General features: G+C 45.3%; 21 protein-coding genes and 2 pseudogenes. 21 read left to right on the top strand and 2 right to left on the bottom strand.

Annotated elements, in window-relative coordinates; all coding sequences use genetic code 11:
• Window positions 1–25 precede the first annotated feature (25 nt).
• The 12 genes and pseudogenes from nusA to JNG37_RS02420 all read left to right on the top strand — a co-directional run bounded on the left by nusA (window position 26) and on the right by JNG37_RS02420 (window position 12,525).
• Window positions 26–1,171 (top strand): transcription termination factor NusA, encoded by a 1,146-nt coding sequence (nusA, locus tag JNG37_RS02470; RefSeq protein WP_158455664.1) that lies wholly within the window; start codon window positions 26–28, stop codon window positions 1,169–1,171.
• An 18-nt stretch (window positions 1,172–1,189) separates the two neighbouring features.
• Entirely contained in the window at window positions 1,190–1,486 is a 297-nt protein-coding gene (rnpM, locus tag JNG37_RS02465) for an RNase P modulator RnpM (protein ID WP_158455662.1), read from the top strand.
• The gene (locus JNG37_RS02460; protein ID WP_158455660.1) at window positions 1,473–1,781 is read left to right on the top strand and encodes a YlxQ-related RNA-binding protein; all 309 of its coding nucleotides are present in this window, start codon (window positions 1,473–1,475) and stop codon (window positions 1,779–1,781) included. The genes rnpM and JNG37_RS02460 overlap by 14 nt, the downstream gene beginning before the upstream one ends.
• Before the next feature lie 17 nt (window positions 1,782–1,798).
• Window positions 1,799–2,158 (top strand): annotated as a pseudogene (locus JNG37_RS10065) (translation initiation factor IF-2 N-terminal domain-containing protein); the annotation flags it as partial.
• A 141-nt stretch (window positions 2,159–2,299) separates the two neighbouring features.
• A pseudogene (gene infB / locus JNG37_RS02455) lies at window positions 2,300–4,576 on the top strand (translation initiation factor IF-2); the annotation flags it as partial.
• A gap of 157 nt (window positions 4,577–4,733) precedes the next feature.
• Entirely contained in the window at window positions 4,734–5,084 is a 351-nt protein-coding gene (rbfA, locus tag JNG37_RS02450; RefSeq protein ID WP_158455656.1) for a 30S ribosome-binding factor RbfA, read from the top strand.
• A 97-nt stretch (window positions 5,085–5,181) separates the two neighbouring features.
• Window positions 5,182–6,942 (top strand): ABC transporter ATP-binding protein/permease, encoded by a 1,761-nt coding sequence (locus JNG37_RS02445; protein WP_158455654.1) that lies wholly within the window; start codon window positions 5,182–5,184, stop codon window positions 6,940–6,942.
• Window positions 6,935–8,596 (top strand): ABC transporter ATP-binding protein, encoded by a 1,662-nt coding sequence (locus tag JNG37_RS02440; RefSeq protein ID WP_158455652.1) that lies wholly within the window; start codon window positions 6,935–6,937, stop codon window positions 8,594–8,596. Before JNG37_RS02445 ends, JNG37_RS02440 begins: the two co-directional genes overlap by 8 nt.
• Complete coding sequence (locus tag JNG37_RS02435) at window positions 8,597–9,187, top strand: MptD family putative ECF transporter S component (protein WP_158455650.1); 591 nt, start codon at window positions 8,597–8,599, stop codon at window positions 9,185–9,187.
• Window positions 9,187–9,852 carry an energy-coupling factor transporter transmembrane component T family protein gene (locus JNG37_RS02430; protein WP_158455648.1) on the top strand — a complete coding sequence of 222 codons (666 nt, stop codon included), beginning with the start codon at window positions 9,187–9,189 and terminating at the stop codon, window positions 9,850–9,852. The genes JNG37_RS02435 and JNG37_RS02430 overlap by 1 nt, the downstream gene beginning before the upstream one ends.
• Window positions 9,810–11,243, top strand: a complete 1,434-nt coding sequence (locus tag JNG37_RS02425; RefSeq protein WP_158455646.1) for an ABC transporter ATP-binding protein — start codon at window positions 9,810–9,812, stop codon at window positions 11,241–11,243. The genes JNG37_RS02430 and JNG37_RS02425 overlap by 43 nt, the downstream gene beginning before the upstream one ends.
• Before the next feature lie 124 nt (window positions 11,244–11,367).
• A complete protein-coding gene (locus JNG37_RS02420; protein ID WP_158455644.1) occupies window positions 11,368–12,525 on the top strand; it encodes a carbohydrate-binding domain-containing protein in 1,158 nt (385 codons plus the stop codon).
• Between the two features lie 33 nt (window positions 12,526–12,558).
• Here the strand turns inward: JNG37_RS02420 and JNG37_RS02415 are convergent, their stop codons facing one another.
• Complete coding sequence (locus tag JNG37_RS02415; RefSeq protein WP_158455642.1) at window positions 12,559–13,218, bottom strand: trimeric intracellular cation channel family protein; 660 nt, start codon at window positions 13,216–13,218, stop codon at window positions 12,559–12,561.
• A 229-nt stretch (window positions 13,219–13,447) separates the two neighbouring features.
• Here JNG37_RS02415 and JNG37_RS02410 point away from each other — a divergent pair, with 229 nt between their 5' ends.
• From JNG37_RS02410 to lpdA, 4 genes are all read left to right on the top strand, one after another.
• Window positions 13,448–14,416, top strand: coding sequence for a thiamine pyrophosphate-dependent dehydrogenase E1 component subunit alpha (locus tag JNG37_RS02410; protein ID WP_002942391.1), 969 nt, complete (start codon window positions 13,448–13,450; stop codon window positions 14,414–14,416).
• Between the two features lie 255 nt (window positions 14,417–14,671).
• A complete protein-coding gene (locus JNG37_RS02405; protein ID WP_014638601.1) occupies window positions 14,672–15,667 on the top strand; it encodes an alpha-ketoacid dehydrogenase subunit beta in 996 nt (331 codons plus the stop codon).
• Window positions 15,668–16,007: 340 nt separating this feature from the next.
• Window positions 16,008–17,393 (top strand): dihydrolipoamide acetyltransferase, encoded by a 1,386-nt coding sequence (locus JNG37_RS02400; RefSeq protein ID WP_158455640.1) that lies wholly within the window; start codon window positions 16,008–16,010, stop codon window positions 17,391–17,393.
• Window positions 17,394–17,662: 269 nt separating this feature from the next.
• Window positions 17,663–19,423 carry a dihydrolipoyl dehydrogenase gene (gene lpdA, locus JNG37_RS02395; RefSeq protein ID WP_158455638.1) on the top strand — a complete coding sequence of 587 codons (1,761 nt, stop codon included), beginning with the start codon at window positions 17,663–17,665 and terminating at the stop codon, window positions 19,421–19,423.
• Between the two features lie 52 nt (window positions 19,424–19,475).
• On the opposite strand, the gene JNG37_RS02390 is transcribed toward lpdA, so the two are convergent.
• Window positions 19,476–20,666, bottom strand: coding sequence for a DUF6688 domain-containing protein (locus JNG37_RS02390; RefSeq protein WP_158455636.1), 1,191 nt, complete (start codon window positions 20,664–20,666; stop codon window positions 19,476–19,478).
• A 129-nt stretch (window positions 20,667–20,795) separates the two neighbouring features.
• On the opposite strand from JNG37_RS02390, the gene JNG37_RS02385 reads away from it, so the two are divergent.
• The 5 genes from JNG37_RS02385 (at window position 20,796) to trhO (ending at window position 25,521) form a co-directional block, all read left to right on the top strand.
• Window positions 20,796–21,785, top strand: coding sequence for a lipoate--protein ligase (locus tag JNG37_RS02385; protein WP_158455634.1), 990 nt, complete (start codon window positions 20,796–20,798; stop codon window positions 21,783–21,785).
• Between the two features lie 145 nt (window positions 21,786–21,930).
• Entirely contained in the window at window positions 21,931–22,779 is an 849-nt protein-coding gene (locus JNG37_RS02380) for an SAM hydrolase/SAM-dependent halogenase family protein (RefSeq protein WP_158455632.1), read from the top strand.
• A gap of 20 nt (window positions 22,780–22,799) precedes the next feature.
• A complete protein-coding gene (locus tag JNG37_RS02375; RefSeq protein ID WP_158455630.1) occupies window positions 22,800–23,351 on the top strand; it encodes an ECF-type riboflavin transporter substrate-binding protein in 552 nt (183 codons plus the stop codon).
• Window positions 23,352–23,448: 97 nt separating this feature from the next.
• A complete protein-coding gene (locus JNG37_RS02370) occupies window positions 23,449–24,423 on the top strand; it encodes a hypothetical protein (RefSeq protein WP_158455628.1) in 975 nt (324 codons plus the stop codon).
• Window positions 24,424–24,540: 117 nt separating this feature from the next.
• Window positions 24,541–25,521 (top strand): oxygen-dependent tRNA uridine(34) hydroxylase TrhO, encoded by a 981-nt coding sequence (gene trhO, locus JNG37_RS02365; RefSeq protein ID WP_158455626.1) that lies wholly within the window; start codon window positions 24,541–24,543, stop codon window positions 25,519–25,521.
• Window positions 25,522–25,549 lie beyond the last annotated feature (28 nt).

Here is a 25,549-nt window from a genome sequence, read left to right as displayed (position 1 = left end):
CCTTTTGTTACAAAAGGAAATCATCATGAGTAAAGAAATGCTAGAAGCCTTCCGCGTTCTCGAGGAAGACATGGGTATTAATAAAGCAGACATTGTCGAAGCTGTTATGGAGTCTTTGCGTTCTGCTTACAAACGCCGTTATGGTCAGTCTGAATCAGCAGCCATCGAGTTTGATGAGAAAAAAGGAGACTTCCAAGTCTATACAGTTCGTGAAGTTGTTGATGAAGTATTTGATAGCCGCTTGGAAATCAGTTTGAAAGATGCCCTAGCGATTTCATCAGCCTATGAATTGGGGGATAAAATCAAATTTGCGGAATCTCCAGCTGAATTTGGTCGTGTTGCAGCCCAGTCTGCAAAACAGACCATTATGGAAAAAATGCGCAAGCAAAAACGTGCCATTACTTACAATACTTATAAGGCACACGAAAGTGAAATCATGTCTGGAACCGTAGAACGTTTTGACAATCGCTTCATTTACGTAAATTTGGGGACGATCGAAGCACAATTGTCCAAACAAGACCAAATTCCAGGCGAAGTTTTCCAATCTCATGACCGTATCGAAGTCTATGTTTATAAAGTCGAGGACAATGGTCGTGGTGTGAATGTCTTCGTAAGCCGTAGCCATCCAGAGATGATCAAGCGTCTCATGGAACAAGAAATTCCAGAAGTCTATGATGGAACGGTTGAAATCATGAGTGTTTCGCGTGAGGCAGGTGACCGCACCAAGGTCGCTGTACGAAGCCACAATCCAAACGTCGATGCCATCGGTACCATCGTTGGCCGTGGCGGTGCCAACATCAAGAAAATCACTAGCAAGTTCCACCCAGCTCGCTACGATGCTAAGAACGATCGTATGGTTCCAACCGAGGAAAACATCGATGTTATCGAGTGGGTAGCGGACGAAGCTGAGTTCATTTACAATGCCTTGGCGCCAGCAGAAGTGGATCAGGTTATCTTCGATACAGAAGATGGCAAACATGCCACAGTAGTCGTTCCGGACGACAAACTATCGCTTGCTATTGGTCGTCGTGGACAAAACGTTCGCCTTGCGGCGCACTTGACAGGTTTCCGTATCGACATCAAGTCAGCGACTGAGTACGAAGCAATCGAAGCTGCCATGTATGAAGAGGCAGAGCCGGCTGAAATTGAAGAAGCTGACGCAGCAGAATAGTCTGAGTAGGAGGTAGCCATGGCAAAAGCTAGAAAGATACCTTTACGAAAATCAGTTGTATCAGGAGAAATCATTGACAAACGTGATTTACTCCGCATCGTTAAAAACAAGGAAGGTCAGGTCTTTATTGACCCAACAGGCAAGGCCAACGGCCGCGGAGCCTACATCAAGTTGGATAATGACGAAGCTGCCCTAGCCAAGAAGAAACAGGTTTTCAACCGTGCTTTTAGCATGGAAGTGGCTCCTGAATTTTACGATGAATTGATTGCCTACGTTGACCACAAGGTCAAAAGGAGAGAGCTTGGACTCGAATAAGACACAGAAAATCCTCAACCTACTGGGATTGGCCCAGCGAGCAGGTCGTTTGATTTCAGGCGAAGAATTGGTTGTGGAAGCCATTCAGAAAAAACAGGCCAAACTCGTCTTTTTAGCCGAGGATGCTGGTCCCAATCTAAGAAAAAAAATTACTGACAAAAGTCAGACTTATCAAGTAGAAGTTGTAACCGCGTTTTCAACGCTGGAATTAAGCGCTGCTGTCGGAAAGAGCCGTAAAGTTCTTGCTGTGACAGACGCTGGATTTACTAAGAAGATGAGGTCTATTATGGAATAGAACAGGAGGACAAGGTATTGTCTAAGAAGAGATTGTACGAAATTGCCAAAGAACTTGGCAAAGAAAGTAAAGAAATCGTCGCCAAGGCTAAGGAACTTGGGGCGGATGTAAAAAGTCATTCTTCAAGTGTTGAAGCTGATATTGCTCAAAAAATTGTTGCCAGCTTCTCAGCTACAAAAGTAAGTAGTGCGAAACCGGAGAAAAAGGCAGCAGAACCAGCTCCGATCGCTACTGTAGCGCCTAGGGTTTCAGAAGAAAAAACTGCCGTAGCTCCGAAAGAAGCGGCACCTGTACAAGCTGTACAAAGACCGAAAAGTCGTAACTTTAAGGCAGAACGGGAGGCAAGGGCAAAAGAACAGGCTGAACGTCGCCAACAAGGACGACCTGCCCATCAAGGACAGCAGGACAGACGAGGTGGACAAGACCGTCGTGACCAACAAGGTCGCAAGGACCGTCGAGATCAAGGGACAGGGGAGTGTCGTGAGTTTCAAGGACGTGATCGCCGTCAAGATCAAGGCAGAGACCGTCGCCAAGATCAGGGACGCGATCGTCGTCCACAAGGTGACAAGCCAGGTTTTGGTCGTCAGACCAATCAGCGCCCTGTTGAACCGGCAGCACCGAAAATTGATTTCAAAGCTAGAGCAGCAGCATTAAAAGCTGAGCAAAATGCAGAATATGCTCGCAGCAGCGAAGAACGTTTCAGACAGGCACAAGAAGCTAAGAAAAAAGTCGTGAAACAAAAAGAAATCAAATTTGAAGAGCCAGTTGTGGAGACAAAACCATTTGTCAAACCAGAGGCTACTCCAATTGAAACAGCAAACGCTGATACTCGTCGTAAGAAACAAGCTCGACCAGACAAGAAGCGTGACTTTAATAGTGACGAAGAAGATGGTCCACGGAAACAACAAAGAAATCGAAATAGTCAAAATCAAGTGAGAAATCAAAGAAATAGTAACTGGAATAACAACAAGAAAAACAAAAAAGGCAAGAGCAACCAACCTGTTAAGCCTGTCACAGAGCGCAAGTTCCACGAATTACCAAGTGAATTTGAATACACAGCTGGTATGACCGTCGCAGAAATTGCAAAACGGATCAAACGTGAACCTGCCGAAATCGTGAAGAAACTCTTCCTCATGGGTGTCATGGCAACACAGAACCAATCTCTGGACGGCGATACCATTGAACTCCTTATGGTTGATTACGGCATCGAAGCCAAAGAAAAAGTAGAAGTGGACAATGCAGACATCGAGCGTTTCTTCGTCGAAGAAGGCTATCTCAATGAAGAAGAGATGACAGAGCGTCCACCAGTTGTGACCATTATGGGACACGTTGACCATGGTAAGACAACTCTTTTGGATACTCTTCGAAATTCTCGTGTCGCAACAGGTGAGGCAGGCGGTATCACTCAGCATATCGGAGCCTACCAAATCGAAGAAAATGGTAAGAAGATTACCTTCTTGGATACGCCAGGACACGCGGCCTTTACATCTATGCGTGCTCGTGGTGCATCTGTTACCGACTTGACAATCTTGGTCGTTGCAGCAGATGACGGTGTTATGCCACAGACAATCGAGGCAATCAACCACTCCAAAGCTGCCAATGTTCCAATCATTGTAGCTATCAACAAGATTGACAAGCCAGGTGCAAACCCAGAGCGTGTTATCGGTGAATTGGCTGAACATGGTGTTATCTCAACTGCCTGGGGCGGTGAGTCTGAATTCGTAGAAATTTCTGCTAAATTCAACCAAAACATTGATGAATTGTTGGAAACGGTTCTACTTGTAGCTGAAATCCAAGAACTCAAGGCAGATCCTACTGTGCGTGCAATTGGTACGGTTATCGAAGCGCATTTGGATAAAGGAAAAGGTGCCGTTGCAACCCTCCTTGTTCAACAAGGTACGCTCAATGTGCAAGATCCAATCGTTGTCGGAAATACCTTTGGTCGTGTTCGTGCCATGACAAATGACCTTGGTCGTCGTGTTAAAACTGCTGGTCCATCTACACCGGTATCTATTACTGGTTTGAACGAAGCTCCTATGGCAGGCGATCACTTTGCCGTTTATGAGGATGAGAAATCAGCTCGTGCAGCAGGTGAAGAACGTGCTAAACGCGCTCTTCTTAAACAGCGTCAAGCAACGCAACGAGTTAGTCTTGAAAACCTCTTTGATACCCTTAAAGCAGGTGAGGTTAAGTCAGTTAATGTGATTATCAAGGCCGATGTACAAGGATCTGTTGAAGCACTGGCATCATCCCTTCAGAAAATCGAAGTGGAAGGTGTGCGTGTCAATATCGTTCACTCAGCAGTTGGTGCCATCAACGAATCAGACATCACCCTTGCGGAAGCATCGAACGCACTCGTTATCGGTTTTAACGTTCGTCCAACTGCCGAAGCCCGCAACCAAGCGGAAGCGGACGATGTAGAAGTACGTCTCCACAGTATCATCTACAAGGTAATTGAAGAGATGGAAGATGCCATGAAAGGGATGTTGGATCCTGAGTACGAAGAAAAAATCATCGGTGAAGCGATCATCCGTGAAACCTTTAAAGTGTCTAAAGTCGGCACAATCGGTGGTTTCATGGTTGTACGTGGTAAGGTTACCCGTGATTCAAGTGTCCGTGTCATCCGTGATGGTGTTGTTATCTTCGACGGTAAATTGGCGAGCTTGAAGCGTTACAAAGACGATGTGAAAGAAGTCGGTAATGCCCAAGAAGGTGGTTTGATGATTGAAAACTACAACGACATCCGTGTAGATGATACCATCGAAGCCTACATCATGGAAGAAATTAAGAAATAATCTTTTCTCAAGAACGAACTATCCTATAGAGTAATCGTTTGAGAAAGTGACCATTGATTATATAAGATAGTAGGTTTGAGGCAATAGTCTTCAAACTTACTAGGATTTTTCAAGCTGAGGAAACTCAGCTTTTCTATCATGTAAGAAAGGAAAAAATATGGCAAACCATTTTCGTACAGACCGTGTAGGGATGGAGATTAAGCGTGAAGTCAATGAGATTTTGCAAAAGAAAGTCCGTGATCCTCGTGTGCAAGGTGTGACCATTACTGATGTGCAGATGGTTGGTGATTTGTCTATGGCAAAGGTTTACTATACTATAATGAGTAACCTGGCTTCTGACAATCAAAAAGCCCAAACAGGTCTGGAAAAAGCAACGGGAACCATAAAGAGAGAATTAGGCCGCAAGCTGACTCTTTATAAAATCCCTGACTTGGTCTTTGAAAAAGACCAATCAATTGAGTACGGCAACAAGATTGACCAAATGTTACGTGACCTAGAGCAAAAATAGAAAAGCTGGAAAAACCAGCTTTTTCTTTTTAATTAAAATTTACAGACAATTCAAAGAATGATATACTATATGGGAATATGTTTGAGTGAGGTGAACTATGGCACAAGAGCAGGAGAAAATCTCCAGAGAAAAGAAAAAAGCCCTCTTGAAGCGGCTCAAAGAACATATCAAGCCCAAGATGAAGCTGGTCTATTTGGCAGCCTTTCTATCCTGGGTGCAATTTTTGATGCGGATTATTTCCTTCTATTTGATTGCTAAGGGCTTTGTGACCTACTATGAGGGCGGTCAGGTTGATTTAGTAGGATTTGTCCTTATCTTGCTGGGGCTCAATGCCTTTGGCTATGGTGTGGCCCTGATTGCCAAGCGTTTGCAGGGCCTGGGCTCCCAGTTTGCTCGGGATTCGCTCAAACAGTCCTTCTTTAAGGCTCTCTTGGCCAAGGATGGTCAGTTTGCGTCAAAAGCGACAGCGGCAGATGTCTTTAACATCGCTTCGCAAGGGATTGACAGCCTGGATACCTACTATTCCTACTACATGGCTTCTTCCTTGCGTACCCAGTTCAACTGTGCGACTGTGCTCTTGCTGGTCTTTCTGATTTTCCCGCTGGGTGCGGTCATTTTCATCTTGGCCTTGCCTCTGATTCCCATTTCCATTATCGCTATGCAGAAGCGGTCCAAGCGGATTATGAATCGCTACTGGGGCTCCTACATGGATGTGGGCAATCTTTTCCTGGACGACCTCAAGGGGCTCAACACCCTTTATTCCTATCAGGCAGACGCGGCTTATGAAAAGACCTTCAATGAGCAGGCGGAGGACTTCCGTGATGCGACCATGGAGTTGCTCAGTTTCCAGCTACAGGCGGTGGGCTACATGGATGCGGTCATGTATCTGGGGATTGGTCTGTCTGGTTTTGTGGCGGTCAATAGCCTAGCGGCAGGCAATCTATCCCTCTTTAGTATGCTTTTCTTTGTCCTCATTGCGACGGAGTTTTTTGCACCCATACGGGAGCAGGGCTACGGTATGCACTTGGTTATGATGAATACCAAGATGGCGGATCGCATTTTTGGTTTCTTGGACAGCATGACAGCGGAGCAGGAAATCGATGCTGCCCATGTGCCTGTTTTTGATAGTTTGAAACTGGAAAATCTGGCCTTTGCCTACGGAGAAAAGCCAGTCTTGAACGATATTTCCATGACCATGACGGCTGGAAAGGTCTATGCCTTGGCCGGTGAGTCAGGGCAGGGGAAAACGACCTTGGCCCAGTTGCTCTTGCGACGCTTGCAGGCGGATAAGGGAGCGATTTACTTGGGTGAGCAGGAGATTTCGACTGTCAGCCAGTTGTCTCTGAATGAGCAGGTCCTCTATGTGTCGGGCCAGTCAACCTTGCTCAACCAGTCAATCTATGAGAATTTACGTATGGCTGGTGATTGGACCAAGGAGGACATCTTGGCTTGGGCAGATGAGCACGGGGTCTTGCAGTTTGTTAAGCATCTGCCAGACGGTTTGGATACTATTGTGGGCGATGACGGTGCTTTCTTGTCACCAGGTCAACGCCAGCAGGTTATCTGTGCCCGTGCGGTTTTGGCAAAACGCTCGCTCTATATCTTTGACGAGGTGACCTCTAGCGTCGATCAGGACAATGAAGGCTTGATTTACGACCTGATTAACCTGGTGGCCAAGGATGCCATTGTCATTATGATTACCCATAAGATGAAGCAGGTGGAGCAGGCAGATGACATTCTCTTCTTGTCTGCGGAAGGGGCTGTGACAGGCAACCATACCACGCTTTATCAAACTAGCTCGGCCTATCGTCAGCTGGTTGATCAACAAAGAGAATTGGAGGAAGCCGTTTATGGATAAGAAAGAAATGCCGACACGGGTGCTGATTCCGAGACTCTTGGGCTCGATGAAGCATCTCTTGCCACGGATTGCGGTGGCGGTTTGCTTTGCGGTCTTGGGACAGGTGGTGACCATTGCTATTCCAGTAACCCTGGTCTATCTGGCTTTTGATGCCCTTGCTGGCAATCCTGCTCCTCTATGGACCTTGGGAATCCTAGTCACTCTAGCTCTTCTGCGTGGAGCCTTCCGCTATGGCGAGCACTACTTTGGTCACTATGTGGCATTTCATACCTTGGCTGCCTACCGCCGTCTGATTTTTGCAAAATTGCGGGCCCTGGCTCCTGGGAAATTGGACAGGCAGGACAGTGGTAGCCTGCTCAAGATGATTGGGGAGGATATTGAGGCCTTGGAGGTTTTCTTTGCCCATACCATTGCTCCGATTTGTACAGGGATTTTAGTGGCTCTTGGCTTGACAGTCTATTTTGGTCTATCCAGCTGGGGCTTGTCTCTTTTGGCTCTGGTGACCTACGCCCTTTTAGCGATTGCGATTCCAAATCGGTTTTCCCAGCAGCTACAACCCTTACTCAAGGAGCAAAATGCCAGTCGCATGGGCTATGTTTCCTACTTTATTGAAAGTCTGAAGAGCATGAAGGATCTCATGCAGTTCCAGCAGACAGATGCTCGTTTTGCCACTCTGACGAACAAAAGTCAAGAGGTCAATGGTCAGGAGCGAAAGGTTGCCCAGACCAACTTTATGCAGTATGCTGTTTCCTTTTTGGTGGTGGGACTGTCTATCATGGGCTTTGCCTGGCTGACCTTCGACTTGGTCGGCAGTCAAAACTTGGAACTAGCGACAGGAGTGGCTCTTCTGGTTTCCTTTACCAGCTCCTTTGCTCCCTTCTTGGAGCTCAGCCGTCTGCCTCTTGGTTTCAAGCGGGCTATGAATGCTGGTCGGAACATCTATGCTCTTTTGGACGAAAAAGAAGCAGAGCGAACAGGTGACTTGGTTGAGGTCAGCGTGACAGATATTGCTATTGAGCAACTGGACTTCGACTATGATGATCGTGAAACAGGGCTCTATCGTAATCTGTCTGTTCAGTTTGAACAGGGTGGCATCATTGGTCTGGTCGGTGAGTCTGGTGCAGGAAAATCCACCTTGATGAAATTGATCATGCGGTGGTATGACTGGCAGCAAGGTCAAATACGTCTGTCTGGCTTGGATAGTCGGAAGGTAGACAAGGCTCATTTGCAGAGGTCCTTTGCCTATGTACCTCAGGTACCGCAAATCTTCCGCCAGACCATTCGGGAAAATCTCCTCTTGGGTCGGACGGATGTGCCGGACGAAACCATTATGGACTTGGCAGAAAAATGCCACATGAAAGAACGGATTTTGGCAGCACCGCAGGGCTTGGATACGATTGTAGAAGCCAGTGACTTTTCGGCAGGAGAAGGGCAACGCTTGGAACTCATGCGGGCTCTGCTCAAAAATGCGGACTGCTGTATTTTTGATGAGCCGACCAGTAACTTGGATTCGCTCAATGAAGCTCGTTTTATCCAGCTGGTCAAGACACACTGTCAGGGCATGGTCTTCTTGATTTCTCATAGAAGCTCAACCATGGCCTGTGCGGATACAATCTTCCGCTTGGAAGACGGACAATTAGTAAAGGAAAAATAAATGAAGAAATTACAAGTAAAAGATCTGATGGTAACAGGGGCTTTTGCTGCCCTCTACTTTGTTTGTGTTGGTCTAGGAACCTTGTTGAGCTTGGTTTTTGATCGTTCGGGTAATATGATGTATGCACCTGCTGGAGCAGCCCTCTTAGCTGGTCCGGTTTATATGCTTTTGATTGCCAAGGTTGGCAAGTTTGGCTCTATCAGTTTGGTCGGTGCGGTCATGGCCTGTTTCTTTTTCCTGTCAGGCTATATGACAGCGGCCTTTCTGCCTAGTTTAACCTTTGGCTTGCTAGGAGATTGGGTAGCCAAGCTCGGTGCTTATAAGAATAAATGGAGCAACCTCCTGAGTTTTGCGGTCTTCTCTTTTGGTAATCTGGGGCCCATTATTCTCATGTGGCTCATGCGGGATGCTTATGAGGCCAATCTCTTGGCCCGTGGTAAGTCGGCTGAATATGTAGCCCGTGTCATGCTGGACTTTACACCGGGAAATGTCCTTTGGTTATCTTTTACCATTATCTTGGCAGCTAGTCTGAGCGGACTTTTTGGACAATACATGGTCAAACGCTACTTTGACCGTTCAGGTTTGGTCTGATGAAATTAGATGCACGCAGTAAAATTCTCTTGGTCGTGTTCACTAGTCTGACCTACGGAATGCGGCTGAGCGGACTGGAAAATGCAGTCTTGGTCTGTGGACTAAGCCTGCTTTTCTGGTTTTCTGGCAAGCCCAAAATGGCCTTGGTCGGCCTGCTGGGCTATGGTCTTTTTCTCAGTCTTTCTTATTGGACAGTCCTGCCTGGCCTTTTGCTCCACTTGTTGGTTCTTATGACCTACATCTGGCCGCCGCTCTTGGCAGGGCACTTGCTCCTCATGACCACTAGCAGTTATGAGCTCATTCATGGCTTGCGGAAATGGCGATTGCCCGAAGTCTTCCTCTTGACCTTGGGCGTCATGTTTCGCTTTTTGCCTGCCATTAAGTCGGACGCCCGGCATATCCAGGCTTCTCTGAAGGTCAGAGGAATCTTTCTCAGCAAGTGGGCTCTGTTTGTCCAACCGCTACGCTATATGGAATATTTTTTGGTCCCCCTCATGCTCTCTCTCTTGGCAACTGCCCAAGATTTGACGGTGGCGACCTTGACCAAGGGGATTGCTTTGAGCGGTCGTCCCAGTGAATTTGTCAAGTCAGGCTGGACTTGGCTAGATTGGAGTCTTTGCCTATGTTGTCTAATCTTTCTTCTATGGACACGACTATCAGGATAAACAATCTTCAGGTGACTTACGCAGGTGTGGACAAGCCAGCCCTGCAAATTGAGGATTTGACCATTCCAGCTGGGCAGTGCGTGGTCCTTTGCGGTCCCAGTGGCTCTGGCAAATCAAGCCTCCTCAAGTTGCTCAATGGTCTTATCCCAGAATACTATCCAGCTCAGGTGACTGGACAAGTTTTTCTAGGTCAGTTAGACCTGCGACAAGCTACCGTAGAAGACCTATCCTACCATGTGGCTTCAGTCTTTCAGAATCCCGCCACCCAGTTTTTTCATACCCAAGTCCTACATGAGCTGGTCTTTCCTTGTGAAAATCAGGGGCTTTCAGCGGAGGAAATTGCAGGTCGCTTGGAGGAGGTCAATCATCTCTTTCAGCTGGAAGCCTTCTATGACAAGCCAATCTTTCAGCTGTCAGGTGGGCAGAAGCAGTTGATTGCTTTGGCAACGGCCACCATGCAAGGTAGTCCCATTTTGCTCTTGGATGAGCCGACGGCCAATCTAGACCAGGAGGCTGTTCACAAGGTCCAGGAAGTCCTGCACAAGCTCAAGCAAGAAGGCAAGACCATTATCATCGCCGAGCACCTCTTGGCCTACCTGAGTGATCTGGCAGACCGTTACCTCTACTTTCAGGAGGGGCAGCTGGTGGCGGACTATCCGGCAAACGACTTCCTGCAACGGACAGAAGAGTGCCGTCAGGACATGGGCTTGCGGTGCTACGATGCGGAGCCTTATCGGCGGGCAATAGCAGAGCAGGCCAGCCAGTTTGAGTCTGACCAAGAAGGTTTGTCCATTGGCAACTTGTCTGTCAGCCAAGCTGGCCATCTTCTTTATAAGGTAGAGCAGCTTTGTCTGAAGCCTGGTCAGGTCGTCGGCCTTGTCGGACCAAATGGGTCGGGCAAGACTAGTCTAGCTCGTTACCTAGTTGGTTTAGAGGAAGACAAGGCCAGTCAGATTAATTGGCAGAGACAGACCTTATCTCCTCGGCATCGCTTGGAAAAAACCAGCTTTGTCATGCAGGATGTCCACCTGCAACTCTTTGCCGAAACGGTCCGTAGGGAACTCATTCTGGGTCAAAAAGACAAGACAATCGATGAAGATTTGGTCAGCCGTTTTCGTTTGGAAGACTTGTTGGACAGGCACCCAGTCAGCCTGTCAGGCGGTGAGCAGCAACGCTTGATGATTGTTGCCAGCTTATTGGCGGATAAGGATGTCCTCATCTTTGACGAGCCTTCTAGCGGATTGGATCTGGCTCAGATGAAGGAACTGGCTAAGGCTCTGGCCTTTTTAAAGAAAGAAAAGAAGTTGGTCCTTCTTATCTCGCACGATGAGGAGCTCTTGGCGACGGTCTGTGATAAGATCATCGATGTAGAACATTTGAAAACTGTCTGAGGGCAGTTTTTTATTTTAAGGTTTCTTTTGGTTATCTTTAATCTTTCTTTTAGGAAGGGCCTGTAAACTAAGAGCATACAAGGGAGGGCGTATGGTCCACTTGATAGAAAAAGAGGTAGAAATAATGAAACAACAATCACTTAAAAAATGGATTTACTCGGCTGTAACGATTGTTAGTATCGGAGTATTGGCTGCTTGCTCATCAACAACGAGCTCGACAACTTCAAGCTCATCTTCTGGTCAGGTGGTAACTGCGAGCTCATCAAGTTTAGCATCTTCATCTAGTTCAGAGTCAACTTCAAGTATTGACTGGTCAGCACTTCCAACGACAGAAGTTGGCTTGACTGATGAAGGTTTAACTATCACAGAAGGCGGAACCTATGTCTTGACAGGTTCTACAACAGGCGGTGTGACGGTTGAAACAGATGCTAATGTCCGTATCATCTTGGCTGGGGCAACGATTTCAAGTTCAGATACAGCGGCTATCAACGTTATTTCGGCAGACAATGTTGAGATTGAGTTGCAAGACGGTACAGAAAATACTGTTAAGGATTCAAGTACTCACTCTGATACCAATATCGAAGGGGCCATTCATGTAGAAGCAGACTTGACTATTACAGGTAATGGTAGCCTGACTGTAGAAGGGAACTTCCAAGACGGTATCGTATCAACAGATGACATGGTTATCAATGCAGGTAATATCAAGGTTACTGCAGTAGATGATGGTATTCGCGGTAAGGATTCTATGACAATCAATGGTGGAACGATTGCTGTAACAGCTGGTGGTGATGGAATTAAGTCAACCAATGACACAGATACAACTAAAGGCTATACATCTATCGCAGGCGGTACGATTACAGTTGCTGCTGGTGATGACGGGATTAAAGCAGAAATGGCCTTGACCATCGATGGTGGAGATATTACTGTATCAGAATCCCTCGAGGCTCTTGAAGGTACCAATATTACGATTAACGGTGGTACATTGGATGTGTATGGTGCAGATGATGCCATTAATGCAGCGAGCACGATTTCTACGGATATCTTTATCAAGGTAACAGGCGGAGACTTGAAAGTTGCAGTAGGAAGTGGAGATACAGATGCCTTCGATGCTAACGGTGACATCTACATCTCTGGTGGGACCATCGATGTGACAGCTCAATCAGCCTTTGACTTTGATGGCACAGCAGAATTGACAGGTGGAACGGTCACTGTTAACGGAGAACAGATTACGCAAATCACAGCAACAGGACCAGGCGCTGGTGGTGGTCGTGGTGGCTGGTAAAAATAGAAAAACCATGAGTTTCGAAAAAAAGACTCATGGTTTTTTTGACGATTCCATATTGGGGAGATTGATTTGATATTTGATAATGAGCAGGCGGAGGATGAAGAAGATTAAAAAGAGACAGGAGAAGGTTGGGATACGAGAGAACCCTAGTTCGACAACGAGAAGGTGGTAAGACAATCCGGTAAAAAATGCCAGTAAGGCATAGACATCTTCCTTGAGAACAGAGGGAGTTTCATTTACCAATAAATCACGAATAATCCCACCGCCGACACCAGTCAAACTGGCCAAAATCCCAGTTGCCATTGGATTAAGATTGGCTTCAATCCCAGTGCTAGCACCCAAGAGGGCAAAAATCACTAGTCCAATAGCATCAAAGAGCAAGTTGATGCGCGCCAAATAGAGATAGAATTTTCGATCTAAGGGATGCTCACTTTTGGCATTGGTAACTACTACATACATAATGAGAGAGACAGCGATGGATAAGTAAATCGGTGATGGCTCAACCAAAGCAGCAGGAATGAGCCCGACCAAACTGTCTCGAATCATCCCTCCTCCGACAGCAGTCACAATGGCTAACAAGGTAATGCCAAAAATATCTAGTTTTTTCTTAAAGCCTTTGACCACCCCAGAGACGGCAAAGGCAATGGTACCAACATAGTTGGAAACCAGCAAAAATGTCTCAAAATCCATAGAATCCTCCTTTTTCATAGTAGCACATTTGGGTAGCGGAAGCAAGATGAAAAGTTTGTGAAAAGCAACCCTGTTTTCATTTCAAGCTAACAACTTGCACATTGTGAAAAACTGCACGAAACAAGAGTTTTTAGACTTTTTTTCACTTTAAGAAAACGGTTCAAAAATTTGCCATTTGTGAAAGATTAGTCTATCATAGAAAGGTAAGAGAAAACCTTTGGAGGAAATTATGGTATCTATCTCAAAAGAACAACATTTGGACATGTTTCTAAAAATGCAACAAATCCGTGATGTTGACATGAAATTGAATAAATTGGTGCGTCGTGGCTTCGTACAAGGTATGACTCACTTCTCAGTTGGTGAAGAAGCTGCGGCTGTTGGCCCAATCGCTGGTTTGACAGAGCAGGACATCATCTTCTCACACCACCGTGGTCACGGTCACGTTATCGCAAAAGGGATTGACATCAACGGTATGATGGCTGAGCTTGCTGGTAAAGCAACTGGTACATCAAAAGGCCGTGGTGGTTCTATGCACTTGGCAAACGTGGAAAAAGGAAACTTTGGTTCAAACGGTATCGTAGGTGGTGGTTATGCCCTTGCGGTAGGTGCAGCCCTTACGCAACAATATCTTGGTACAGATAACATCGTTATTGCATTCTCAGGTGACTCAGCTACTAACGAAGGCTCATTCCACGAGTCAATGAACTTGGCAGCTGTTTGGAACTTGCCAGTTATCTTCTTCATTACAAACAACCGTTACGGTATCTCAACAGATATTTCTTATTCGACTAAGATTCCTCACCTTTACCAACGTGCTGCTGCATACGGTATGCCTGGTCACTATGTTGAAGATGGTAACGATGTCATTGCCGTTTATGAGAAAATGCAAGAAGTCATCGAGTATGTTCGTGCAGGTAACGGACCTGCAATGGTTGAGGTTGAGTCATACCGCTGGTTTGGTCACTCAACTGCCGATGCAGGTGTTTACCGTACAAAAGAAGAAGTTAACGAGTGGAAAGCAAAAGACCCACTTAAGAAATACCGCAAATACTTGACAGAAAACAAGATTGCGACAGACGAAGAATTGGATGCCATCGAAGCACAAGTTGCAGAACAAGTAGAAGCATCTGTGAAATTCGCACAAGAAAGCCCAGATCCAGACATCTCAGTAGCTTACGAAGACGTGTTTGTAGATTAACGTAAGAAGTTTGACTAAGCTCTAAAGAGCAAGTCAAACTACGGTAGCCACTATGGTGGACTACCTACTTACCTCACTAACTTCGCCTATTCAGCAATATCGGCTGAATAGTCTCCGTGTCGTAAGTAACGTCAGAGTTGAAGGTAAAGTCAAACTAAGGTGTCTCAAGCAGGGACTATAGACAATTACATTGTGGTAATTGATTGATTTTCCTTGGTACAGTATAGATAAATTGATATAAATTAGGAGTAAAAAATGGCTGAAACAAAAGTAATGGCCTTGCGTGAAGCGATTAACTTGGCTCAAAGCGAAGAAATGCGTAAGGATGAAAAAGTATTCTTGATGGGTGAAGACGTCGGTATCTACGGCGGTGACTTCGGTACATCTGTTGGTATGTTGGACGAATTTGGTCCAAAACGCGTTCGCGACACGCCTATCTCTGAGGCAGCAATCGCAGGTTCTGCGGTTGGTGCGGCTCAAACAGGTCTTCGTCCAATCGTTGACTTGACCTTCATGGACTTCGTAACAATTGCCCTTGATGCGATCGTTAACCAAGCTGCGAAAACAAACTACATGTTTGGTGGTGGCTTGAAAACACCTGTAACCTTCCGTGTGGCATCTGGTTCAGGTATCGGTTCAGCGGCACAGCACTCACAATCTCTTGAAGCTTGGTTGACCCACATCCCAGGTATCAAAGTTGTTGCACCTGGTACAGCTAACGATGCAAAAGGTCTTTTGAAGTCATCTATTCTTGACAACAACCCAGTTATCTTCCTGGAGCCAAAAGCTCTTTACGGTAAAAAAGAAGAAGTTAACTTGGATCCTGATTTCTACATTCCACTTGGTAAAGGGGAAATCAAACGTGAAGGTACAGATGTAACCATTATTTCATACGGTCGTATGTTGGAACGTGCCTTGAAAGCGGCTGAAGAAGTAGCTGCAGAAGGCATCAGCGTAGAAGTGGTTGACCCACGTACCCTTATCCCATTGGACAAAGAATTGATCATCGAATCTGTGAAGAAAACTGGTAAGGTTATCTTGGTCAACGATGCTTACAAAACAGGTGGTTTCATCGGTGAAATTGCTTCAATCATCACAGAAAGCGAAGCCTTTGACTACTTGGATGCACCAATCATCCGTATCGCTTCAGACGATGTACCAGTTCCTTACGCAAACATTCTTGAAAACGCAGTATTGCCAAACGTAGAGAAAATCAAAGCGGCAATTTACAAGCAAGTAAACAAGGGCTAATATTATCGTCATCCGCTTATCTTTTCTGACTGTGTTGATTTGGCTTGCCTAAGGTCAGTTATGCCTGCACCAAATCGCCTTGGCAGAAATACAATCGGAAAGACGCTAACCCTGCTATGCTAGAAATAAAATGTTCTAGCATGACTAAGAATGCTTGGAAAAGAATCGAGCCACTTCGATCATCGAAGTCTGGTTTGGTTCTTGACAAGGTAAGAAACTGAAAGAAAGGAATTGAACCCGTCCGGAAAACTCGGAAAAAAGATAAATCGTTACGAAAATCAAGATTTTCGACGATTTCCTATTTTTCATTCGTTTTCTGTTCGGACTTGGTATCTTAATAATGGCTATTGAAATCATTATGCCTAAGCTCGGTGTGGACATGCAAGAAGGTGAAATCATCGAGTGGAAAAAACAAGAGGGCGATTTCGTCAATGAAGGCGATGTCATCTTGGAAATGATGTCTGACAAGACCAGCATGGAGCTGGAAGCAGAAGAGTCAGGCGTCCTATTGAAAATTGTTCATGGAAATGGTGCTACTGTTCCCGTAACAGAAGTTATTGCCTACTTGGGTGCTGAAGGTGAGACAGTTGAAGCAGGAGCTTCATCTGCTCCAGTTGCTCCTGCAGCAGCAATCGAAGAAGTGCCTGCAGGTCGTACACCAGTAATTGTTGCTCCTGCAGCGGCTGCCAAACCTCAAGGTGGTGGCAAGGTTCGTGCAACTCCTGCAGCACGTAAATTGGCGCGTGAGCTTGGAATTGACTTGGGTCTTGTTCCAGGAACAGGTGCTAACGGCCGTGTCCACAAGGTTGACGTTGAAGACTTCAAGGGAGCAGCTCCAAAAGCAACTCCGCTTGCAGCCCGTATCGCAGCAGACCAAGGTGTTGACTTGTCAACCCTTACAGGTTCAGGTGTCAATGGTAAGATTGTCAAGGACGACGTTCTTGCAGTACTTGCTCCTGTAGCTGTAGAAACTGTTGCTCCAGCACCAAAAGCTGAAGAGAAACCAGCTAAAGAATTGCCAGAAGGCGTTGAAATCATCAAGATGAGCCCAATGCGTAAGGCAATTTCAAAAGGTATGGTCAACTCTTACTTGACAGCTCCAACCTTTACGCTTAACTACGATATCGACATGACCAACCTCATGGCACTTCGTAAGCAAGTCCTTGAGCCAATCATGAACAAGACTGGTTTGAAAGTAACCTTTACAGATTTGATCGGTCTTGCGGTAACTCGTACGCTGATGAAAGAAGAGCACCGCTACCTCAATGCATCTTTGATTAACGATGCACAGGAAATCGAGTTGCACAAGTTTGTCAACCTTGGTATCGCGGTAGGTTTGGATGAAGGATTGGTGGTGCCAGTTGTTCACGGTGCAGATAAGATGAGCTTGTCTGACTTCGTGGTGGCTTCGAAAGATGTCATCAAGAAGGCTCAATCTGGTAAGTTGAAGGGTGCTGAAATGTCAGGATCAACCTTCTCTATCACCAACTTGGGTATGTTTGGTACTAAAACCTTTAACCCAATCATCAACCAACCAAACTCAGCAATCCTTGGTGTTGCAGCAACTGTTCAAACACCAGTTGTCATCGACGGCGAAATCAAAATCCGTCCAATCATGGCACTCTGCTTGACCATTGACCACCGTATCGTTGACGGTATGAATGGTGCTAAGTTCATGGTTGACTTGAAGAACTTGCTGGAAAACCCATTGGAATTGTTAATCTGAGATAAGATGCAAAAGGCGTTAAGAAAACCGTATGAAAATAGGAAATCAACGATGTGCCTTGAGGCACGAGGCGATTTATCTTTTTCAATAGGTTTTTAGCCTGTGCTCAATTTGGTAAAGAGAAAAAATAAAGAAAGGATGTAGAACGAGTTCGTGACATTTGAACACGAACTAAATGCTTCGGAATTTAGATAGTCCGCCTTGGATGCAAGCATCCTTCGTTGGACTCCTAAAATTCTGTCGCATTTGACGTTCTTTGTATCATAACTATGGCAATTGAAATTATTATGCCGAAACTTGGTGTAGATATGCAAGAAGGCGAAATCATCGAGTGGAAAAAACAAGAAGGTGATTTTGTCAACGAAGGTGATGTTATCTTGGAGATGATGTCAGACAAGACAAGCATGGAATTGGAAGCGGAAGAATCAGGTGTTCTTTTGAAAATCGTTCACGGTAACGGTGCAACAGTTCCTGTAACTGAGGTCATTGCTTACCTTGGTGCAGAAGGTGAAACAGTTGAAGTGGGTGCTGCACCTGCTCCAGCTGAGGTTGCTCAAGCAACTGCTGACTTGAAAGCAGCTGGTTTGGAAGTACCTGCAGCTCCTGCAGCAGCTCCACAAGCTCCTAAGGCTGAATTGGCAGCTGACGAGTACGACATGGTTGTTGTCGGTGGTGGTCCTGCTGGTTACTACGCTGCTATTCGTGGTGCTCAATTGGGCGGTAAAATCGCTATTGTTGAGAAATCAGAATTTGGTGGTACCTGCTTGAACAAGGGATGTATCCCAACTAAGACCTACCTTAAAAACGCTGAAATCCTTGACGGATTGAAGATTGCGGCTGAGCGTGGTATTAATCTTGCTTCAACTAACTACACCGTAGACATGGATAAGACAGTTGACTTTAAGAACAAGGTTGTCAAGACCTTGACAGGTGGTGTAGCTGGTCTATTGAAAGCTAACAAGGTAACAATCTTTAACGGTCTTGGTCAAGTAAACCCTGACAAGACAGTTGTCATTGGCGATAAGGTCATCAAAGGTCGCAGCATCGTTCTTGCAACAGGCTCGAAAGTATCACGCATCAATATCCCAGGTATTGATTCTAAATTGGTATTGACTTCTGATGATATCCTTGACTTGCGTGAAATTCCTAAGTCACTCACTGTTATGGGTGGTGGCGTAGTCGGTGTGGAACTTGGTTTGGTATACGCATCATACGGTACAGAAGTAACAGTTGTTGAAATGGCTGACCGTATCATTCCAGGTATGGACCGCGAAGTGTCTGTAGAATTGCAAAAAGTCCTTTCTAAGAAAGGTATGAAATTCTTGACTTCCGTTGGTGTATCTGAAATCGTTGAAGCTAACAACCAATTGACAATCAAGTTGAACGACGGTTCAGAAATTGTTTCTGAAAAAGCCCTTCTTTCAATCGGTCGTGTACCACAATTGGCTGGTCTTGAAAATCTTAACCTTGAATTGGACCGCGGTCGTATCAAGGTTAACGAATACCAAGAAACTTCTATCCCAGGTATTTACGCACCGGGTGATGTCAACGGTACTAAGATGTTGGCACACGCTGCTTACCGTATGGGTGAAGTGGCAGCTGAAAATGCAATCCACGGTAACCACCACAAGGCTAAATTGGACTTCACACCTGCAGCGGTTTACACACACCCAGAAATCGCTATGGTTGGTTTGACTGAAGACCAAGCTATCGAGAAATACGGTAAAGAAAACATCCTTATCGGTCGCAACAGCTTCACTGGTAACGGTCGTGCCATTGCTTCTAACGAAGCACATGGTTTCGTAAAAGTTATCGCTGAGAAGAAATACCATGAAATCCTTGGTGTTCACATCATCGGTCCAGTTGCAGCTGAAATGATCAACGAAGCAGCAACTATCATGGAATCTGAGTTGACAGTTGACGACGTGGCAGCATCTATCCACGGTCACCCAACCTTCTCAGAAGTTATGTACGAAGCCTTCCTTGATGTTCTTGGTGTTGCGATCCACAACCCACCAAAACGTAAATAATCAGATAAGCAAAAAGAAAGCCCGTGTGGCTTTCTTTTTTTGTGATATGTTACTAATTGCTAGTATTTTCTTGTGGTAATAGATTGTTTGAAAGTGGCAGATACTGGCGTGCAATTCGATTTTCTGGCTGACGATCGTGCAGATAGATGACGATGAGGAAGAGCCATTCGGCTGGTTTCATGATCAGGTAGATTAGATCCGCCTGCCAGGCCGTGCGAATATGTTTGGAAATGGGATAGCCATACCGGTCGTAGTTGGAACGAATGAAGCGATGCAGGCGTGGACATCTTTCTTCTAAAATTTGTTCAAAGGCATTGGCAATTTGCAGCTGACGATTGACAACTACACGATGTCCATGACGCTCTCCCATGCGAATGGGTTTGACCAATTTGCGGTGTCCAGCAGCCCCCACTGTACAAAGATAGTGTTCATCATAGAAGGCATTTGGTGGGGAGATTTTTTCTGATAAGGCCCAGTCACTAGTTTCTGTCCACATCTGAAGCAGCTGGTCAGGTTTTTGGCCAAATAGAATGAGATAAGAGCCAAGAACTGCAAGATAGGGGAGACTGAAGAAGAGGAGCCAGATGGGCAGAGAAAGGCTTCTTTGCAGGAGAGCAGAAAGTCTAGGAAAGCGTGGGGTGCTCTGCTTTGCAAGTTCTGTCTGCCATAATTTTATGATCTGTAAAATGGTTCGACTGTAGATGAGACAGACGTTGAAGGGAACCAAGCACAGGTAGCAGTATGTGAAGAAATCTGTTTCGATTAAGCTAGAAAGTTGAATAGTCCAAAAAATTGCAAATACAAAACTTGGATACAGGCAGCTGATGAGGAGGACTGTTAGGAGAGGGGGGAGGAGTTTGGTTTGGTAGATGTTCAGCACCAAATAAGCTAAAACCCCCAAAAGAAGCAGGAAGAACTGTCCCGACCAGGCTTCTGTTTGAATTGGACTGTGAATCTGGCTATTAACCAAGGTTTCTGGCCAATCGACGTAAACAACTTGAGCCGATTCAAGAGCCAACCAACTTAGCCCTGTTCCTAAAAAGAAAATCAAACCATCGTTAATCCAAAAACTATACTCTTTTAACTGGTTTTTCAAAAGGGCTATAAAATGGCGGATGTTTTGCCAGGTCAGATAAAGAGGAAGGACAAAGCAGATAAGTGGCGCATTGATAAACCACATAAAAGGAAGAAAGATACTTGCGGCTAGATAAAAGATCAAAAATGATTTTAAGTGTTTGCTCATGAAAACCTCCTTTTATAGCCTACCATCATTTTTCAGAAAATTCAAGAATGGACAAGAAGAGTTTCAATACTTGCCTTTTGTTATCGTTTCCACTATAATAAAAATTAGTTAACAATAAAGGAGTTTCGCATGAAATACATCGTAAATAACAGCAATGACCCAGCCTATAACATTGCCCTCGAAGCCTATGCTTTCAAGGAATTAACAGATATTGACGAAATTTTTATTCTCTGGATCAATGAGCCTGCCATCATTATCGGTAAGCACCAGAATGCTATTGAAGAAATCAACAAGGAATTCACAGACGAAAATGGTATCCATGTTGTTCGCCGTCTGTCAGGTGGTGGCGCTGTCTATCACGACCTCAACAACCTCAACTATACTATTATTTCAAATAAGGCAGACGAGGGAGCTTTTGATTTCAAAACCTTCTCCAAGCCTGTAATTGATACCCTTGCGACACTGGGTGTTGAGGCGAATTTCACCGGTCGTAATGACCTGGAAATCGACGGCAAGAAAATCTGTGGTAACGCCCAAGCCTATGCCAAAGGTCGCATGATGCACCACGGTTGCCTGCTCTTTGATGTGGATATGTCAGTCCTCGCAAGTGCCCTCAAGGTCAGCAAGGACAAGATTGAATCCAAGGGTGTCAAGTCAGTCCGTGCCCGCGTAACCAACATCAACAACGAATTACCAGAGAAGATGACAGTCTTGGAGTTCAAGGACGCTATCCTCAATCAGATGAAGCAAGAATATCCAGATATGGACGAGTATGTCTTGTCAGAAGGCGACTTGGCTCGTATCCAAGAAATCCGTGATACCCAGTTTGCGACATGGGATTGGACCTACGGTCAAACACCAGAATACACAGTGGAGCGTAGCGTTCGTTACCCAGCTGGTAAAATCACAACCTACATCAAGGCTGAAAAATCTGTCATCGAATCTATCAAGATTTACGGAGACTTCTTCGGTATCGGTGATGTATCGGATATTGAAGATTTGCTGGTAGGCACTCGCTACGAGTACGCAGATGTCCTTGCCAAATTACAAGAAATTGACACCACTTACTACTTCTCACGTATGACAACAGAAGAGGTAGCAAAAGCGATTGTAGCTTAAGGAAAAGACGAGATTTTCTCGTCTTTTCTTTTGCCAATCGAAGGAGAGTATAGTTGTTCGCTATAACTAGTTCTCTTGCAAAAGCAATTTGAAAGTGCTTTGAAAATCTGATATGATGGTAGAGAACCAATTTGAAGGAGAAACTATGTCAAATAATCTTTTGGTCCTCCAGTCAGACTTTGGACTTGTGGACGGTGCTGTATCTGCTATGATCGGTGTGGCCTTGCAAGAATCGAGAGACTTGGTTGTCCACAATCTAACACACGATATCACCCCTTATAATATTTTTGAAGGCTCCTACCGTCTTTTCCAAACGGTTGAATATTGGCCAGAAGGAACGACATTTGTATCCGTTGTGGATCCAGGTGTTGGCTCAAAACGGAAAAGTGTGGTTGCCTTGACAGAACAAAACCACTACATTGTGACCCCTGATAATGGAACCCTTTCTTTTATCAAGCAACACGTTGGTATCAAGGCTGTACGAGAAATCTCAGAAGTAGCCAATCGCCGTGCCAATACGGAACATTCCTATACCTTCCACGGTCGAGATGTTTACGCCTACACAGGCGCTAAGCTAGCATCCGGGCACATCAGCTTTGAAGAAGTTGGACCAGAGTTGCAGGTTGCAGATATTGTCGAGATTCCAACTGTTCCGACAGAAGTGGGGGCAGACTTTGTCAAAGGGGCAATCGATATCCTGGATGTCCGATTTGGCTCACTTTGGACTTCCATCACGCGCGAAGAGTTTTATAATCTCAATCCAGCCTTTAACGACCGATTTGAAGTGACGATCTACAATAATGACATGTTGGTCTATCAAAACCAGGTGACCTATGGCAAGTCCTTTGCAGATGTTCGAATTGGACAACCGCTTCTTTATATCAACTCCCTTTATCGAGTCGGGTTGGCTATTAACCAAGGTTCCTTTGCCAAGGCTTATAACGTTGGTGTCGGACAGAATTGGCATATTGAAATCAAACGCATTGTAAATTAAAAACTAGTTAGGAGACTATTATGAAAAATAATTCGATTAGAACTGTTGTCGCAACCGGTATCGGTGCTGCCCTCTTTGTGGTTATCGGGATTCTGATTAGTATCCCAACCCTTGTTGTTCCAAATACATCTATCCAGCTTCAATACGCTGTTCAATCTCTTTTGGCGACCGTTTTTGGACCGATTGTTGGCTTTTTAGTTGGTTTTATCGGCCATGCCTTCAAAGACTCGCTCCAGTATGGCTCACCATGGTGGTCGTGGGTCTTGGCATCAGGAGTCTTTGGTCTAGTCTTGGGTGTTGCCAAACGAAGCCTTCGTCTTGATGAAGGAATCTTTGAGAAGAAGGACATCGTCTTTTTCAACGTGACACAGGTGGTTGCCAACATCGTAGCCTGGGGCTTGATTGCACCACTTTTGGATATTGTTATTTACAGCGAGCCAGCTAATAAGGTCTTTGCTCAAGGTTTGGTTGCTGGTATTGTCAATAGTGTGACAGTCGCTGTAGCAGGAACCATCTTGCTGTCTATCTATGCCAAAACACAAACACGTTCAAACAGTCTTTCAAAAGACTAATCCAGGAACCACCTATTTCTAGGTGGTTTTTTTGCTGTAATTATGGTAAAATTAATATATTAACATTTGTGAAGCTATTCATTTAGTGAGGTGTCGTATGACTTGGACCGTTGAAAAGGTTGGTGCGGTGATTGAGTCTATCCTAAACCCTGGAGAAGAATTGATCCATCTCTACCAATCCAAAACCAGCCAATCCATCTATTCCTGTGTCAGCTGTGACCATGTCTATTACAAAGTGTTTCGGATTAGCAACCATCCTAGCCGCTCGCATTACCAACAACCAACTTTTCATGTCGATCATGGGGATTTCTATATGCGGGGGAAAATTCGGAGCTTCTTGTACCAAGATCACGACTGGAGGCGGTTAAAGGAAGGCACTTTTTTCCTGCTCCGCTTTATGCTAAAGGCAGAGAGGATGGGGGCCAAAGTCTATGGGCGACGGCGCAAAGGAAAGCTAGAAGTGTATCTTGAAGAGGTGGAAGGGGAGACTCGTTACCTCTATCGCTTTCAAGAAAAACAGGTGAAGTTAATCAAAGAGTTATTGGTGACCGGCTTATTGATATCTACTTCGATGGGAAATTCCTCTAGCTTTCGCTTTTACCCAACACCTTTTATTGCGCCCTATCTAGTACGGCTCAAGGAGGTCCAAGCCTTTAATCAAAAGCCAGCCCCACAAACCCTACGCTGGAAGGTTCGGAAACAGCTCTTAACCTTGGTCCAGGAAGAATCCTTAATTGCTACGCCAGTTTCTCTTGGGGAAAAGCAGGGCTTCTTTGCTTGGTGGCGGAAGGTATTCAGTTTTGTTCAAGGTTTATGGCGAAAGTATTTTGCAGGCAGAGCATCGTCCAAAGAGAAGTCGACCGCAGATTGTCAGCAAGTGACACCATTGGAGCAAGCTCCGCAACCAGTAGAAAAACACCCAAGTTGTTGTCGAAAAAATACCCAACCAGACCCGATTAAGGAAGCTTGGAAAGGACATGTAGAGAAGCGCCATTGTTCGAAAGTGAAGCAAATTTTACCAAGTAGCACCCTAAAGCAATTAAAAAATTTAAAGCAAAATTTACCAGAATAAGCAGGCAAACTTGGAAGCAAATCATTTTGAAAACCAGAATGAAAAGAGTATAATTGAGAGGACTATGCGCTATCGTATAGCTTTAAAATCTATTGCAAAGATTGAAAAGGAGACACTATGTCAAAAGATATTCGCGTTCTACTCTATTACAAGTATGTTCCAATTGAAAATGCCAAAGAATATGCTGCTGAGCACTTGGCTTTCTGTAAGTCTATCGGACTCAAAGGCCGTATCTTGATTGCCGATGAAGGTATCAATGGTACTGTTTCTGGTGACTACGAAACAACCCAAAAATACATGGACTATGTTCATGCAAACCCATTGTTCAGCGATTTGTGGTTTAAGATTGATGAAGAAAATGAGCAAGCTTTCAAGAAGATGTTTGTTCGTTATAAAAAAGAAATTGTTCACCTTGGTTTGGAAGACAACGACTTCGACAGCGACATTGACCCACTTGTAACGACAGGTGCCTACCTGTCACCAAAAGAGTTCAAAGAAGCTCTCTTGGACGAAGATACAGTTGTTTTGGATACCCGTAATGACTACGAGTACGACCTTGGTCACTTCCGCGGTGCCATCCGCCCAGACATCCGCAACTTCCGTGAGTTGCCACAATGGGTTCGTGACAACAAAGAAAAATTCATGGACAAGCGCGTGGTTGTTTACTGTACTGGTGGTGTTCGCTGTGAGAAATTCTCCGGCTGGATGGTTCGTGAAGGCTACAAGGATGTCGGCCAGCTCCACGGTGGGATCGCAACCTATGGTAAAGACCCAGAAGTTCGTGGTGAACTATGGGATGGTAAGATGTATGTCTTTGACGAGCGTATCGCGGTTGATGTCAACCATGTAGATCCAGTTGTTGTTGGTAAGGACTGGTTCGATGGTACACCATGTGAACGCTATGTCAACTGTGGCAACCCATTCTGTAACCGCCGCACCCTTATGTCAGAAGAAAACGAGCACAAGTATGTTCGTGGTTGCTCAGCCGAATGCCGTGCTCACGAGCGCAACCGTTACATCACTGAAAACGGTTTGACCCGTCAAGAATGGGCAGAACGCTTGGAAGCGATTGGTGAAGAATTGCCAGTATTGGTATAAATTGAATTAGAAAATCAGTTCCCTACTA

The organism is Streptococcus suis, from assembly GCF_016775005.1.
GTDB lineage: Bacteria > Bacillota > Bacilli > Lactobacillales > Streptococcaceae > Streptococcus > Streptococcus suivaginalis.
Note: the sequence above shows the minus strand (reverse complement) of the source record. Positions and strands in the feature narration are given on the sequence as shown.

What these genes read in the sequence shown, in the direction of transcription:
- nusA (WP_158455664.1), top strand. Translation starts at nt 26, where the DNA reads ATGAGTAAAGAAATGCTAGAAGCCTTCCGCGTTCTCGAGGAAGACATG.
- rnpM (WP_158455662.1), top strand. Translation starts at nt 1,190, where the DNA reads ATGGCAAAAGCTAGAAAGATACCTTTACGAAAATCAGTTGTATCAGGA.
- rbfA (WP_158455656.1), top strand. Translation starts at nt 4,734, where the DNA reads ATGGCAAACCATTTTCGTACAGACCGTGTAGGGATGGAGATTAAGCGT.
- JNG37_RS02445 (WP_158455654.1), top strand. Translation starts at nt 5,182, where the DNA reads ATGGCACAAGAGCAGGAGAAAATCTCCAGAGAAAAGAAAAAAGCCCTC.
- JNG37_RS02440 (WP_158455652.1), top strand. Translation starts at nt 6,935, where the DNA reads ATGGATAAGAAAGAAATGCCGACACGGGTGCTGATTCCGAGACTCTTG.
- JNG37_RS02435 (WP_158455650.1), top strand. Translation starts at nt 8,597, where the DNA reads ATGAAGAAATTACAAGTAAAAGATCTGATGGTAACAGGGGCTTTTGCT.
- JNG37_RS02430 (WP_158455648.1), top strand. Translation starts at nt 9,187, where the DNA reads ATGAAATTAGATGCACGCAGTAAAATTCTCTTGGTCGTGTTCACTAGT.
- JNG37_RS02425 (WP_158455646.1), top strand. Translation starts at nt 9,810, where the DNA reads ATGTTGTCTAATCTTTCTTCTATGGACACGACTATCAGGATAAACAAT.
- JNG37_RS02420 (WP_158455644.1), top strand. Translation starts at nt 11,368, where the DNA reads ATGAAACAACAATCACTTAAAAAATGGATTTACTCGGCTGTAACGATT.
- JNG37_RS02415 (WP_158455642.1), bottom strand. Translation starts at nt 13,218, where the DNA reads ATGGATTTTGAGACATTTTTGCTGGTTTCCAACTATGTTGGTACCATT.
- JNG37_RS02410 (WP_002942391.1), top strand. Translation starts at nt 13,448, where the DNA reads ATGGTATCTATCTCAAAAGAACAACATTTGGACATGTTTCTAAAAATG.
- JNG37_RS02405 (WP_014638601.1), top strand. Translation starts at nt 14,672, where the DNA reads ATGGCTGAAACAAAAGTAATGGCCTTGCGTGAAGCGATTAACTTGGCT.
- JNG37_RS02400 (WP_158455640.1), top strand. Translation starts at nt 16,008, where the DNA reads ATGGCTATTGAAATCATTATGCCTAAGCTCGGTGTGGACATGCAAGAA.
- lpdA (WP_158455638.1), top strand. Translation starts at nt 17,663, where the DNA reads ATGGCAATTGAAATTATTATGCCGAAACTTGGTGTAGATATGCAAGAA.
- JNG37_RS02390 (WP_158455636.1), bottom strand. Translation starts at nt 20,666, where the DNA reads ATGAGCAAACACTTAAAATCATTTTTGATCTTTTATCTAGCCGCAAGT.
- JNG37_RS02385 (WP_158455634.1), top strand. Translation starts at nt 20,796, where the DNA reads ATGAAATACATCGTAAATAACAGCAATGACCCAGCCTATAACATTGCC.
- JNG37_RS02380 (WP_158455632.1), top strand. Translation starts at nt 21,931, where the DNA reads ATGTCAAATAATCTTTTGGTCCTCCAGTCAGACTTTGGACTTGTGGAC.
- JNG37_RS02375 (WP_158455630.1), top strand. Translation starts at nt 22,800, where the DNA reads ATGAAAAATAATTCGATTAGAACTGTTGTCGCAACCGGTATCGGTGCT.
- JNG37_RS02370 (WP_158455628.1), top strand. Translation starts at nt 23,449, where the DNA reads ATGACTTGGACCGTTGAAAAGGTTGGTGCGGTGATTGAGTCTATCCTA.
- trhO (WP_158455626.1), top strand. Translation starts at nt 24,541, where the DNA reads ATGTCAAAAGATATTCGCGTTCTACTCTATTACAAGTATGTTCCAATT.